This is a genomic window from Amphibacillus jilinensis Y1 (genome assembly GCF_000306965.1).
GTDB classification, from domain to species: domain Bacteria; phylum Bacillota; class Bacilli; order Bacillales; family Amphibacillaceae; genus Amphibacillus_C; species Amphibacillus_C jilinensis.
In genome coordinates this window covers 1,287,799-1,301,524 of the sequence record NZ_JH976434.1, presented here as the reverse complement: position 1 = coordinate 1,301,524, position 13,726 = coordinate 1,287,799, and the positions used below count along the sequence as shown (strand labels likewise).

General features: G+C 37.5%; 10 protein-coding genes and 1 other annotated feature. Of the genes, 6 read left to right on the top strand and 4 right to left on the bottom strand.

All coding sequences use genetic code 11. The features are described from left to right. Nucleotides 1-17: 17 nt before the first annotated feature. Nucleotides 18-2,075, bottom strand: coding sequence for a BglG family transcription antiterminator (locus B494_RS0106485; RefSeq protein ID WP_017471570.1), 2,058 nt, complete (start codon nucleotides 2,073-2,075; stop codon nucleotides 18-20). Nucleotides 2,076-2,289: 214 nt separating this feature from the next. Beyond that, nucleotides 2,290-2,516: a binding site (T-box leader), on the top strand. Nucleotides 2,517-2,651: 135 nt separating this feature from the next. Here B494_RS0106485 and serA point away from each other — a divergent pair. Then, nucleotides 2,652-4,238 (top strand): phosphoglycerate dehydrogenase, encoded by a 1,587-nt coding sequence (serA, locus tag B494_RS0106480; RefSeq protein WP_017471569.1) that lies wholly within the window; start codon nucleotides 2,652-2,654, stop codon nucleotides 4,236-4,238. Between the two features lie 327 nt (nucleotides 4,239-4,565). Further along, nucleotides 4,566-5,084 carry a phosphotransferase gene (locus B494_RS0106475; protein WP_017471568.1) on the top strand — a complete coding sequence of 173 codons (519 nt, stop codon included), beginning with the start codon at nucleotides 4,566-4,568 and terminating at the stop codon, nucleotides 5,082-5,084. A 9-nt stretch (nucleotides 5,085-5,093) separates the two neighbouring features. Here the strand turns inward: B494_RS0106475 and B494_RS0106470 are convergent, their stop codons facing one another. From B494_RS0106470 to B494_RS0106460, 3 genes are all read right to left on the bottom strand, one after another. Continuing rightward, nucleotides 5,094-6,467, bottom strand: a complete 1,374-nt coding sequence (locus B494_RS0106470) for an MATE family efflux transporter (RefSeq protein WP_017471567.1) — start codon at nucleotides 6,465-6,467, stop codon at nucleotides 5,094-5,096. A gap of 3 nt (nucleotides 6,468-6,470) precedes the next feature. Next, entirely contained in the window at nucleotides 6,471-7,070 is a 600-nt protein-coding gene (locus B494_RS0106465; protein ID WP_017471566.1) for a TetR/AcrR family transcriptional regulator, read from the bottom strand. A gap of 196 nt (nucleotides 7,071-7,266) precedes the next feature. Further along, complete coding sequence (locus tag B494_RS0106460; RefSeq protein ID WP_017471565.1) at nucleotides 7,267-8,040, bottom strand: HAD family hydrolase; 774 nt, start codon at nucleotides 8,038-8,040, stop codon at nucleotides 7,267-7,269. A gap of 567 nt (nucleotides 8,041-8,607) precedes the next feature. On the opposite strand from B494_RS0106460, the gene B494_RS0106455 reads away from it, so the two are divergent. From B494_RS0106455 to dnaB, 4 genes are all read left to right on the top strand, one after another. Continuing rightward, nucleotides 8,608-9,555: a YybS family protein gene (locus tag B494_RS0106455; RefSeq protein WP_017471564.1), complete on the top strand. Its 948-nt coding sequence runs from the start codon at nucleotides 8,608-8,610 to the stop codon at nucleotides 9,553-9,555. A 45-nt stretch (nucleotides 9,556-9,600) separates the two neighbouring features. Continuing rightward, the gene (locus B494_RS0106450; protein ID WP_017471563.1) at nucleotides 9,601-11,571 is read left to right on the top strand and encodes a DHH family phosphoesterase; all 1,971 of its coding nucleotides are present in this window, start codon (nucleotides 9,601-9,603) and stop codon (nucleotides 11,569-11,571) included. After that, nucleotides 11,571-12,017, top strand: a complete 447-nt coding sequence (gene rplI, locus B494_RS0106445) for a 50S ribosomal protein L9 (protein ID WP_017471562.1) — start codon at nucleotides 11,571-11,573, stop codon at nucleotides 12,015-12,017. Before B494_RS0106450 ends, rplI begins: the two co-directional genes overlap by 1 nt. 266 nt (nucleotides 12,018-12,283) lie before the next feature. After that, the gene (dnaB, locus tag B494_RS0106440) at nucleotides 12,284-13,651 is read left to right on the top strand and encodes a replicative DNA helicase (RefSeq protein WP_017471561.1); all 1,368 of its coding nucleotides are present in this window, start codon (nucleotides 12,284-12,286) and stop codon (nucleotides 13,649-13,651) included. The last annotated feature ends 75 nt before the right edge of the window (nucleotides 13,652-13,726 follow it).

Below are 13,726 nucleotides of genomic sequence, written 5' to 3'. Positions count from 1 at the left end.
CCCCCTAACAAAATGGACTAAATTTTTTTATATTTTTTTAAAATATCAGTGATTTCTTTTTTTACTTTGGCCTGTTTAATTGTATCTAGATCAGAAGGTGTTCCCGATAACTTTAGTAATTGTGTTAATGCTTTAAAGTGTTGTTGCTTATCTAATGCAGCAATTAGCACAATAATATGAATTTGATAATCTTCTGCAAATGTCACACCATCTTCAATGCGCAACAAGCTCATGCTTACCTTATTCACCCCGTTTTCTGGGCTAGCATGTGGGATAGCAATACCAGGTCCGATAATGATATAAGGGTCTGTTTGGCAATGATCGATAACAGCTTGGCTATAATTTTCTGTTATACTGCCATCTCTAATTAAAGGCTTAGCTGTTAACCTTAGTGCCTCATTCCAAGATGATAGCTTTTTTTTAAGCGTGATATTAGCAGAAGGTATAAAGTCTGCTAAATCAGGTGTCACCGACTTTTCAGTTAAGGCTGTCTGAGCATAAGTGTTTTGATTAATAAAGGAATAAATTCTCTTAATTAAATTGTCTTTATTCTGTATCGTGGCATCTTTCTCAATCAGATTAACCAACGCCTCAACGTTAATGGCATCGTTTGTGTAACCATATAAAGAGCTGATCACTTGTTTCCTTAAGTGGTATCTATCTTCTTTTTCTAGAAAAGATTTAACGATAAAGACTTTTTTATTTGATTCCAAAGGTATTAAACTAAACACAATGTCATAATCAAGGCTAAATTGATAGAACTCTCTGACAGACAGAGATTCTAGAAAGACAAACTCAGGAAAAATTTCTCTTAGTACACTATCCATCATTTTTGATACCGATACCCCTTTAGGGCAAACGATGATCGCTTTCGTCTTCTTGCGCAAATTATCCCCTTGTCTTGTTAACCAACCGCCAACTAACATGGTCAAATAAATAATTTCTTGTTCGGGTATGTCTTTCCCTAATAAATGGGTCAGTGGATAAATGGCTTTTTTAACAAGGTGATGTAATTCAGAGAATTCTTCATTAATTGCATAATTAAAGTCATCGATCTCTGTAAGTTGGTACTTTATTCTGTAATAAGCAGGCTTTAAGTGTAATAACAATTTATTGACAAGCTGTTCGCGATCTTTAATCATGATGCAAGAATATTTTTCAAATATAGAGAGCATCTCGTTAATTGCATTAATTAAACAAGGAATGATATCTTGCTTAATTAAATCCGACCAATACACATTAGTGGTGAGGATTTGTAACGTAAAGAACAATCTTTCTGTTACAGATAAAGGATCGATAGCGTCCAGTAAAGTTTCTACCACTTTAAATTCTTTTGTTTGCTTGAGTTCGTTATAAGTCACTGGAAGTTCAGTGATTGTTTTCTGATGCTTGATTCGATTTAAAGTGATTAACAAACTGAATGGCATCGCTTCCATCTTTTCGTCAGTGAATTTTAAGTCAAGTTTGTTTTCAATGGTTTCAATACGAGACCGCATAGAAGAGAGCTGCTTATCTGAAAGGTTCGTTATTTCCTTTAGATAGTTGGTACCTCTGAGCCTTTTTAACAGTTTATTAATGAGATGAACGAGCACCCTTCGAATCGTAAACTCATTACCTTCAATAAAGTAGCCAGATTTTCTTGAGTAACAAATGGTTAAATCATCTTTTGTTAGTTGATATTGAGCTTGCTTAATATCATTTAGAATCGTATTTTTGCTCACATCTAATTTCTGAGTAAAATGATTTAATGATAATTCATCATCTAAGTGGCTTATCATCATTAATAGAATGATATTAACCCTTGTATCCTCTGTAAGAACAAGTTCTGCCACCGCGTCTTGCTCATCTTGGTCAAGCAATATTTTTGTTAAAATCGGGTCAATAATAAACATCCCTTGACGATTTCGATCAATAGAGGGTAAATTTTTAGTCAGTAACCAATCATTAATCTTGTTAAAGCTATAGCTGATTTGTCTTCTGCTAAGTCCATATTTGTTTTCAAGCGCTGTACTTTTTATATGCGGATGGTTTAACACCTCTTTCAAAAGATTATGACTTCTAGCATCAAGTTGCATAATTGATCACCTCTCTATGCTGAAATTGTAGCACGCAAAAAATCAGCATTGTATACGTTTTCATCACAATTCGTTGTTACTTTTTTGTGCTACGATGTGATCAAATCTTATCATGAGCACTTAGCAAAATAGTAGTTAAATAGGAAGAAAAAAAGAGTTGACTTTTACTAAAAACGTGCTATTATAAATGAAAATTCTAAATTATTAGTCAATATTTATTATGATGAAGAAGACAGGTGTATTGGATTTGAATCACAAGAGAGCTGGTGGTTGGTGTGAACCAGTGTTTCAGCTAATGCACAGCACTTCGGAGTAATCGAGCCGAAACTATAGTAGGTTCGATCGTTAATGGACGTTACCCATGTAACTAATGAAGGCTGATTCAATTGAATTGAGCAGTAAATTAGGGTGGTACCGCGGAGATAACTTTTCGCCCCTTATGAATGATGATAGGGGGTGGAAAGTTTTTTTATGGTTTAGGTAATGCTAAAAAGTGTTGTAGTCAATAAAGCTGAGCAAAATGTTAGCCTGAAGTGAATGGACGATGTCGTTATAAAAAACAGGGGGAATGTTGAAATGGCTTATCGTGTACTAATTAGTGATCCGTTAAGTGAAGACGGAATTTATCCGTTAAGAGAGGCGGATAATATTACAGTAGATATGTTGACAGATTTAACACCAGAACAATTGACAGAAGCGATTGTGGACTATGATGCATTGTTAGTAAGAAGTCAAACGAAAGTAACTAAGGAAATGATTGCAGCAGGAAAGCAATTAAAGATTATTGGTCGAGCTGGCGTTGGTGTAGATAATATCGATTTAGATGCTGCAACTGAACATGGCGTCATCGTTGTTAACGCACCAGATGGTAATACGAATTCGGCAGCTGAACATACGGTTGCGATGCTAATGGCCTTAGCCCGAAAGATACCGCAAGCTTACTATGCGTTAAAACAGCAGAAATGGGATCGCAAAACCCATGTTGGTGTTGAGCTGAAGGGGAAAACGTTAGGTGTAATTGGACTTGGTAGAATTGGTCGAGAAGTGGCATTGAGAGCAAAAGGGCAACGGATGAAAGTGACTGCCTACGATCCCTTCTTAACAGAGGAGAAAGCAGATCAATTAGGTGTCACGCAAGGTTCAGTAGAAGATGTCATTAAAGTCGCAGATTTTATTACGATCCACACCCCATTATTAAAAGAAACCAAACATTTAATTGATGCTGCAGCAATAGACAAAATGAAGAAAGGTGTACAAATTGTCAACTGTGCTAGAGGGGGGATAATTGACGAAGACGCACTATATCAAGCGATCGTTGATGGGAAGGTGGCTGGTGCAGCTCTAGATGTATTTGAAGAAGAGCCTGCTACGGAGCATAAGTTACTTGAGCTACCGCAAGTTATTGCCACCCCTCATTTGGGCGCAAGTACAATTGAGGCCCAAGAAAGTGTTGCCATTGATGTCAGCCATGATGTTGTTCGCTTATTGAGTGGTGATTTAGTCAAGAATCCAGTTAATTTACCGTCTGTGCCAAAAGATATTATGCGTAAAATTGAACCATTTTTCTATTTGGCAGAAAAATTAGGGATGTTCTTAACGCATTTAACAGACGATATTATTGAAGAGATCAATGTTTATTATTCTGGAGAACTACATGATGTTGAAGTAGGTCCTTTAACACGTAATACAATTAAAGGGTTATTAAAAAATCATTTCGGAGACCATATTAACGACGTTAATGCAGCTTATTTAGCGGAACAACAAGGGTTAGTGATAAATGAGCATATTACCAGTCATACTGAAGGATTTATTAATTTAATTAAGGTGGAAGTAAAGACAGCAACTGGAACGAAGGCTGCTGCAGGGACATTATTAAAAGGATTAGGTCCCCGTATTGTTCAAGTCGAGGATTATAATGTTGATCTTGTGCCTGCAGGCCATGTCATTTTTATTCGACATAAAGACCAACCTGGAGCGATTGGTAAAGTTGGCTCACTGTTAGCACAGAATCAGATTAACATTGCGACTATGCAAGTAGGACGTTCTAATATTGGCGGTGCAGCGATAATGCTTCTTACGGTTGATGAAACGGTAACCGAACAAGATTTAGCTATCTTAACCGAGGATGCAGAAATTTTCGAAGTGACTGCCATTGAACTGTAAAACAGACACCTGATACGTAAGACTTTCGTTTCTGCCTGGCATGCTGACAATAATTAACGATTTTTAATCGGTCTCGTTGATCAGTTATTCCATTTATCATCTTAAGGTTAGAATCACAAACACTCAAGCAGTCTAGTGCTTGAGTGTTTGTGATTCTAACCTTTATACCCTTCATACTAGAGCGGATTTAGCCGGTAAAGAATAAAGCGACCAAAAGGAGTTTAATGTAAAATGTGTCAAAGTGATAAAAAGTAACAGCACCTGAAAAAGGAGTTTATTTCTTTATGGTGAATTAGTATATAGAGATATTTAAAAGGAGGGAAATGAGTGGATCAAAAAATTTTAGCTGAAGGTGCAGCCCGATTTAATGCTGATCTGTCATCATTGCGATTAATCGGTGGGTTTTCAAATAATGTATTTGAAAGTAATAGAAATAACGAAAAAGTTATATTGAAATTTTATCCGAGTTCAAAGTACAAAAAAGACACGATTATGGCAGAGTTGGATTGGATAAATTATTTATTTAGATCAGGTGTTAACGTCACCGCCCCCCTCTATTCTAATAAAAATAAACGTTTAGAGGTTATTCAGTTAGAAAATGAAGAAGCATGTTATGTTCTTGCTTTTGAAAAGGCAAAAGGGACGTTGATAAATACGTCTGATGATGAAACGTGGAATAATGACATTTTTAATAAATTGGGGCAAACACTTGGGCGCGTCCATTTTTTAGCGAGAGATTATCAACCATTAGATCATACGATCAAACATCAACAAATGAAACGGATGATTCATATACGGAATGAACCATCCGTTTTTGCTGTAGCTTTTTTTATTCCAACCGCCTAACGCAATGAATCAGGTAGTAACAGCTTGATTGAGCTGTTGGCGTTGTTTGCGATAGATGAAGCGGAGTCGTAAAAGGAAACCGACTGCGGCGCAGGTTAGTCCAATAGAAATACCGATCCATAAACCGAAGGGCCCGACATCAGTAAAGGCGGCGAGTAGATAACCAATGGGAATCCCGAACAGCCAGTAAGAAACAAATGCGATATAAAAAGGTACTTTAACATCTTTATAGCCTCTTAAGACACCTTGCAGACCTGATTGCGCACCATCTGATAATTGATAAAGAATCGCAATAAGGAACAGTTGACCTGCAAATTGAATGACTGCGGGATCATTTGAATACAGGCTAGCGATAGGTTCACGTAAGAAGAACATAAAAATTGCCGCAATACCTAATATACCAATGCCACTAAGTACACCTAGAAAACTATATTGCTTAGCTGCCTTAAGTCGCTCACCACCAATAGAAAAGCTAACGACAATCGTTATAGCCATTGATAGGCTTAATGGAATCATAAAAATCAGGCTAGTAAAGCTGATTACAATTTGGTTAGCGGCTATTGCAATTGTTGAAAACATTATCCCAATTAACAAAGTAACAACTGAGAAAATGCTAGATTCAAAGAAGATTGACAATCCAATCGGCACACCAATTGATAATTGTTCTTTCCATGCTTTTAATGAGGGCATAACCCAATCTACAAATATTTTATAACGACGAATGACTTCAATTTTAAATAGCATCAGCACACTTGTAGCAAGAATAATCCAATAGGTAAAGGCTGTTGCATAGCCGGCGCCAATCCCGCCCAGTCTAGGTAATCCAAACTGACCAAAAATTAAACTATAGTTTAACAGCACATTAAAGGGTACAGCGAGAATGGTGATAAACATCGTAATTCGTGTTAATCCTTGCCCATCGTAAAAATTGCGCAACACATTTGAAATAAACAAAGGAATAATTCCTATTGATAGGCCAATTAAATAGTGTTGAGCAATATGCTGAACCTCGCCATCGAGATTCATAAAATTAAGAATTGGCGCAAGTAAAGTGCCACCAATGCATATAATAGCAATCGCGAGCAGAACGGCTAAGTAAACAGCTTGTGTCACAATAAAATGGATTTTATCTTTTTCGTCACGCCCTAAGTGATGAGCAATAATCGGGGTGACGGCAAGCATAACGCCATTCATACCGGTGAAAATGGGAGACCAGAGGCTTGCGCCGATTGCCACACCTGCTAAATCAGAGGTGCCCACGCGTCCAGCCATAACGGTATCGACTAAGTTCATCATTGATAAACTGACTTGTGTAACCATAATTGGCCATAAAATCTTTAAAAAGAGTTGGATCTTTTCTTTAAGTGTCTCGGCATGATACATGATTTATCTCCCCCTTTCAAAATCGCTGTTAGTGGCTATTAAGCCTTGCCAATAAATGTTCCAACTTGCTTCCATTTTGGTGACAGCACGCTGCTGATCCCCATAAATGAGCTCAACTGCCACTGAATCAAGTAACGCAGAAAATGCAAGGTTAGCTTGTTGTGGGTTCATTGCAATTTCCTGCTTGCTAACTGCTGTTTCAAAACGTTTTATGTAAAGTGATTCTACATCGTGAATATATCTATTAAGTTGCGCATTAACTTGATCATACAAATGTATGGGTGGTAAAAAGGTATTTTTTAACCAGAATTTTAACCGACTATCATGATTATATCGAGATAAGAAGCTAGCTAAGGATGCTTTTAAAAATGCATCCAACGAGCTTGTGTAATAGTGTTCGAGAAACTGTTCCTCTCTCTTTAACTCAATGGTAAATGTCTCCGTTAACAAGCTAAGGAATAAATCTTCTTTGCCTTTAAAATGGGCATAGATCGATTGTTTTTTAATACCAATTTGTTCAGCAATTAAAGCTAACGATGTGCCGTCATAACCTCTCTCTGCGAACAAAGATAAGGCAGCTCCTTTAATCTTATTAGCACCCATTATCAAACCTCCCAATAAAAAAACTGACGAACGGTCGTCAGTCTATCGTAACAGATTTAAGTCGAGTAAACCATTATTTTTTTACTCGATGTTTATCACAGCTAACCGCCCGTAAACACCCACCACCACATAGTGAATAGAGTCGGGCGTTTGCGGACGCTTATATCATGATTCACGCACTGATTGAAAGTGCGTCTTATAGCGCTTTAATTAGTTCAGGTACTTCCGCTAGCGAATCAATTTGATAGGTGGGCTTTATTTGATCAACCGGCTGGCCATGATGATTGATCCAAATATTTTTGATACCTGTTCGATTAGCACCAAGAATATCAGTCATTAAATTATCACCAACCATTACAACTTGATCGGCTTTAGCATTTGCCTTGTCTAAGGCATAGTCAAAAATGGCTTGATCAGGTTTGCCTCGACCAAATTCACCAGAGATAATGATGTGATCGAAGTATGTAGCAATCTCAGGTGTGATTGCTAATTTAGTTTGTTGCAATGAAGGCGAACCATTTGTTAAAAGTAACAGTTGATAATGCTCTTTCAATTGCTTTAACACATTAAAAGTATCTGTGTAGACATAGGGGTGTTTTTTTCGTTCAATAATAAAGCGATCAGCAAGTTTCTTTGCAAGTTCCCCATCTTCAATACCGCATGCTTTTAAGCCGTTTGCCCAAGCATTGACACGATAAGTTGGCATGATTTGGTGCATCGCTTGAAAGTCTTGACCCGGATCGTCAAATGTCCCCCATAACCCTTCGAAGGGATTGATACCAATCATTTGTGTAAAAGGATAGGTGGGGTAGCTTTCATATAGCTCTCGTGCTTGTGTACGTACTGCATCTTCAAGAGTATGCGGATCACAATCAGGCACGCGTTGACATGTTGCTTCAAATGCCTTTTTAATACTTTGTTTATCCCATAATAATGTATCATCTAAATCGAAAAAAATGGTAGTAATCATGATTTAACTCCTTTTTAACAGGCTGTTATTTTGATCATATAGATTTTCTATTACAGTTACTCGTGTAAACGCCGAAAGTAGAGCAAATCTATTTAGGCGGAAGATAACGGATGTTAATGTCCTGATCCACTACTTTTCAATCAATGGGAAAGGACGAAAAACCCACTGATTGAAGGTTGATTTTACAAAATAAAAAGATTTAAATTCTGTGAAGAGGTAGGAAGCAACAAAGTGAAAATGTTAAAGCCCTGCGTATACAAAAAGCTAGTCCTTACACTAAAAACAGGAAATTTTAATTCGAAGATTGATAAGGTGGAAAACCTAATGTTTATCATTAATTTATGAATCAGTCCACTAGGGTTATTATAACAAGTGAATAGAAAAAAAGAAAAATTTTTTCGAAAAAGTACGACAATTGACTAAATCGTTATCGTTTGTTATTTTGCAAAGAAATCGCTATAATGATGGGTAAATCATTATATTAAGATAGTGAAGCTTAGTTTAAGTAAGCACAGCGCTATAGCTGTGCTTTTTCTAAGTCAATCTATTACTATTGAGGTGTCATCTATGCACGAACAAATGTTAAATAAAATAAAAGAAGGCTTTTTAGTTGGTGTTATATTTGTTGGCTTACTGCTTATGACCTTGGTCATTCCGGCAATTGAGCTTCTTACATTATTTATATTGCCGATTCCGATTGCGTTTTTTGCCTATCGACAAGGATGGAAGGCTGCAGCATTGTTAGGCGTGATCATCGGATTAACCCTATTTTTATTTGCTATGTATATGTTTATCGTCTCGTTACCGCTAACCTTGCTTGCCGTTTTAACAGGGACGCTAATGGGTCAGTCGATCAAAGCAAAACGACATCCGTATGAAACTTGGGTGCAGGGTACACTAGGTTTTGTAATGGGCTTCATCGTGTTACTTTTTTTCGTTGAGTGGTTGTCAGATGTTAGCTTGGCGACAGAATATCAGCTATTTGTTAGTGAGTCGATAACGTCAACTCAATTACTTTTTGACCAATTAGGCATGACCTTAAGTGGTGATGACTTACAATTGGTTGAAGAACAAATGCTCATGGTATTAGATTTGATTCCGTCTATCATTGTGGTGACATCGATGCTTCTAGCTGTTATCACACAATTTTTCACTTATAAGGTGTTGAACAAATCGATTGGAACAGCTCTCGCTTTTCCACCTTTTCGCCGTTTTAATTTGCCGAGATTAGCATTGTGGCTATATTTTGTCATTATGATCATAACATGGTTTGAATTAGAACAAGGTTCATCATTCCAGACGCTTATTGGAAATGCATCATTGATTATCGGTGTGCTTTTTTCTTTACAAGGTTTTTCTTTTATATTTCACTATATGCACGTAAAGAAACAACCAAGGTTTGTTGCTGTTCTAATTACGGTATTTAGTCTAATAATTTTACCTGTAGGTCTGTACCTATCGAGAATCTTAGGTATAATTGATATAGGATTTATGATGAAAAAAAGGTTAAAATAGATCAGACCGAATCGATTTGTGTAGTCTAACTAGGAGCTGACAGTAATGCAAACTTTTATTAAAAAGCTAAATATTAGTCCTCATATTATCTACACGTATTTGTTAGCTTTTTTACTTTTAGGATTCACATGGTTCGTTCAATGGATTTTAGGACTTGTGATGACGATTTTATTAGGGTTATCTCTCTATTATACGATTCGATATGAACAACAATTAATTAATAAGCGTGAGGCTTATATCTCGACTTTATCTCATCGGGTAAAAAAGGTTGGAGAAGAGGCATTGCTCGAAATGCCGATTGGTATTGTCCTCTATAATGAACAACTCCAAGTAGAGTGGACCAATCCCTATTTAAATCAATTTACGGAGGAAGAAACGTTTGTCGGACAGCCGATTAGTGCTTTTTCGGAGCAATTGGTTCAAGCGCTCAGAGAAGATAAGCCACTCGAGTCAATTGAATTAAATGGTTGTAACTTTCAAGTAACGATAAAGAAAGAAGAAAGACTATTATATTTCTTTGACCGCACCAAGCAAACCGAAATTCAAAATTTATATCATAATGAACAAACCGTACTTGGTGTAATCTTTCTTGATAATTATGAGGAGATTACGCAAGCGATGGATGATACGGCGAAGAGCCAAGTGAATTCAAGGGTCACGTCAATTCTTAACGACTGGTCAAATCATAATGGTATCTATTTAAAGCGCACGTCTCAAGAGCGCTTTCTTGCCATTATGAATCAGCAAATTCTTGCTCAATTAGAAAAGACAAAATTTGAAATTTTGGATGAAGTGAGAGAACTTATTTCGGATAGTAAGAATGTCCCATTAACGTTAAGTGTCGGTGTCGGTTTAGGTGGTGTCTCACTACCCTCCTTAGGTGAACTAGCCCAGTCTAGTCTTGATCTAGCGTTGGGGCGTGGTGGCGATCAAGTTGTTATCAAAGACGATACTGGCAAGGTACGGTTTTATGGTGGGAAAACCAACCCAATGGAGAAGAGGACGCGTGTTCGTGCTCGCGTGATCTCACACGCTTTAAAAGAATTGGTTCAAGAGAGTGATCAAGTATTAATTATGGGACACAAGTCGCCTGATATGGATTCGATTGGCTCGGCAATAGGTATTTTAAAGATTGCCATTGCTAATGAGGTCGATGCGTTTATCGTATTAGATGAGCAAGATTTAGATACGGGTGTTGAGCGGCTAATTGATGAAGTAAGAAACTCAGAGCTATGGCAGCATTTTGTCTCACCAGAGGAAGCCCAAGAGATGGTGACTAAATCGACGTTATTGGTTGTTGTTGACACCCATAAACCTTCACTAGTAGCAGAGGAGCGGCTATTAAACAAAACAGATTATGTGGTGGTCATTGATCACCACCGTCGAGCAGAAGAGTTTATCGAACATCCAACACTTGTTTATATGGAGCCCTATGCGTCCTCAACAGCTGAACTTGTAACAGAGCTCCTTGAATATCAACCACGATCATTAAAGTTAACCATGTTGGAATCAACCGCTTTATTATCAGGGATTATTGTTGATACGAAGAGTTTTACATTAAGGACAGGGTCAAGGACTTTTGATGCGGCTTCCTATTTACGCTCAAAAGGTGCCGACACCGTGCTTGTTCAACGCTTTATGGAAGAAGATTTAGATATTTATATTAAACGTAGTCATTTAATAGAAAATACAATTATCTACAAAGGGAACATTGCTATTGCAAGAGCTGAACCCGGGCAAGAATTTAGCCCTGTCGTCATTGCTCAAGCCGCAGACACGTTACTCACAATGAGTGGCATCGATGCGTCATTTGTTATATCTGAGCGTGCCGATGGGAGAATTGGACTTAGTGCTCGTTCTCTTGGTGATGTGAATGTGCAATTAATTATGGAACAAATGAAGGGTGGTGGGCATCTGACTAATGCGGCTACACAATTAAGTGACGCTTCGATTCAAGATGCTTATCAACAATTAATTGAAATTATAGATCAATCGGTCGAAGGAGGAGACGACTAATGAAAGTTATTTTCACTAAAGACGTAAAAGGAAAAGGTAAAAAAGGGGAAGTAAAAAACGTTTCTGAAGGTTATGCGCGTAATTATTTATTAAAAAACAACTTGGCGGTTGAAGCGACGCCAGGCAACTTAAAAGGATTGCAAGCTCAAAAGAAGAAAGAACAACAGAAAGAGCAAGAGATCGTTGAAGAAGCAAAGCAATTAAAAGAAACATTAAAGAATTTGGAAGTGACATTGAAGACAAAAGCTGGAGATGGCGGTCGTTTGTTTGGTTCAATAACAAGTAAACAAATTGCTGAACAACTTGAAAAAAATCATAAAATTAAAATTGATAAGAGAAAAATTGAGTTAGATCAGCCGATTCGTACATTAGGTTATTCAAACGTTCCGGTTAAGTTACATCCAGAAGTAACGGGTGAGATTCGTGTGCAAGTAACCGAAGCATAAACAAAAAAAGTTGGAAGTAATAAAATGAGCCCTCAACCAGTCGGCGTTTTACGAAAGGTTATCTGTAATAAAGTATCAATGATTAGAAAAACGAACACATTTGCCTTAGGACTAGTAAATGCCGTTTTGTCTAACAAAAAGTATTTAGGAGTGAAGCCACATTTGCTTATATTAGAGTGAATGTGCGTTTCTATATTAAGAGAAAAGTCTTAGCTAATTGTATGAACTTTAAGTGCTTTTTGGTTTGGGAGAAGGAGGAGAGAGGCATGAGTGAAGGATGGGAAGAGCAGCGGACGCCCCCTCATAATATTGAAGCTGAACAAGCTGTCATAGGCGCGATTTTTCTTGAACCAGATGCGATGTCGACAGCATCAGAGTTATTAATGCCTGCTGACTTTTATCGGGCAGCACATCAACGTATTTTTCAAGTGATGATGCAATTAACTGATCGTGGGGAGCCGATTGATCTCGTCACGGTAACAACAGCACTTTCAAATGCTAAAATGCTAGAAGATGTTGGTGGTGTTACTTATTTAACCGAAGTAGCAAATGCTGTACCGACAGCTGCCAATGTTAGTTACTATACCAAAATAGTTGAAGAAAAAGCGTTGCTACGTCGCTTAATTCGTACAGCCACAGATATTGTGACAGAGAGCTTTACAAAAGAAGATGATGTGGAAGATGTTTTAAGCGAAGCTGAGAAAAACATTTTAGAAGTGAGTAACCGTAAAAATGCCGGTGCTTTTAAAAATATTAAAGATGTCTTAATTGATGTTTATGATAATATTGAAAAGCTTCATCAACATGATGGTGATGTAACAGGTATACCAACTGGGTTTCGTGATCTTGACCAAATCACCTCAGGTTTTCAGCGTAATGACCTGATTATTGTTGCAGCTCGTCCTTCTGTCGGTAAAACAGCCTTTGCTTTAAATATTGCACAAAATGTTGCGATCAATACAGAAGAGAATGTTGCGATTTTCAGTTTAGAGATGGGCGCTGATCAATTGGTTAATCGTATGCTTTGTGCAGAAGGTAATATTGATGCACAACGCTTGAGAACGGGACATCTGGAGCCTGACGACTGGGCGAAGTTAACGATGGCGATGGGAAGCTTATCGAATGCTGGGATTTTTATCGATGATTCCCCAGGTATTCGCGTCAACGAAATTCGTTCTAAATGTCGACGTTTAAAACAGGAACATGGACTTGGCATGATTTTAATTGATTATTTGCAACTCATTCAAGGTAGTGGGGCTGGAGCAAAGGAGAACCGTCAACAAGAGGTGTCGGAAATCTCCCGTTCATTAAAAGGCTTAGCCAGAGAATTAAATGTACCTTTAATTGCGCTATCACAATTATCTCGTGGGGTGGAATCGCGACAAGATAAACGACCGATGATGTCAGATCTTCGTGAATCAGGTAGTATTGAGCAAGATGCTGATATTGTTGGATTTCTTTATCGAGATGATTATTATGATAAAGAATCAGAGAAGCAAAATATTATTGAAATTATTATCTCAAAGCAGCGTAATGGCCCGGTTGGTAACGTAGAGCTGGCTTTTGTAAAGGAATATAATAAATTTGTTGATTTAGATCATCGATACAGTGATGCTGATGTACCACCAGCTTAATAACGAAAATAATCTCCGACAATGGCTACTGACCATTGTCTTTTTTAATGTGATTAAAAGGATAAGAAAAGCTAG

What these genes read in the sequence shown, in the direction of transcription:
- B494_RS0106465 (WP_017471566.1), bottom strand. Translation starts at nt 7,070, where the DNA reads ATGGGTGCTAATAAGATTAAAGGAGCTGCCTTATCTTTGTTCGCAGAG.
- rplI (WP_017471562.1), top strand. Translation starts at nt 11,571, where the DNA reads ATGAAAGTTATTTTCACTAAAGACGTAAAAGGAAAAGGTAAAAAAGGG.
- serA (WP_017471569.1), top strand. Translation starts at nt 2,652, where the DNA reads ATGGCTTATCGTGTACTAATTAGTGATCCGTTAAGTGAAGACGGAATT.
- B494_RS0106450 (WP_017471563.1), top strand. Translation starts at nt 9,601, where the DNA reads ATGCAAACTTTTATTAAAAAGCTAAATATTAGTCCTCATATTATCTAC.
- B494_RS0106455 (WP_017471564.1), top strand. Translation starts at nt 8,608, where the DNA reads ATGCACGAACAAATGTTAAATAAAATAAAAGAAGGCTTTTTAGTTGGT.
- B494_RS0106460 (WP_017471565.1), bottom strand. Translation starts at nt 8,040, where the DNA reads ATGATTACTACCATTTTTTTCGATTTAGATGATACATTATTATGGGAT.
- B494_RS0106485 (WP_017471570.1), bottom strand. Translation starts at nt 2,075, where the DNA reads ATGCAACTTGATGCTAGAAGTCATAATCTTTTGAAAGAGGTGTTAAAC.
- dnaB (WP_017471561.1), top strand. Translation starts at nt 12,284, where the DNA reads ATGAGTGAAGGATGGGAAGAGCAGCGGACGCCCCCTCATAATATTGAA.
- B494_RS0106470 (WP_017471567.1), bottom strand. Translation starts at nt 6,467, where the DNA reads ATGTATCATGCCGAGACACTTAAAGAAAAGATCCAACTCTTTTTAAAG.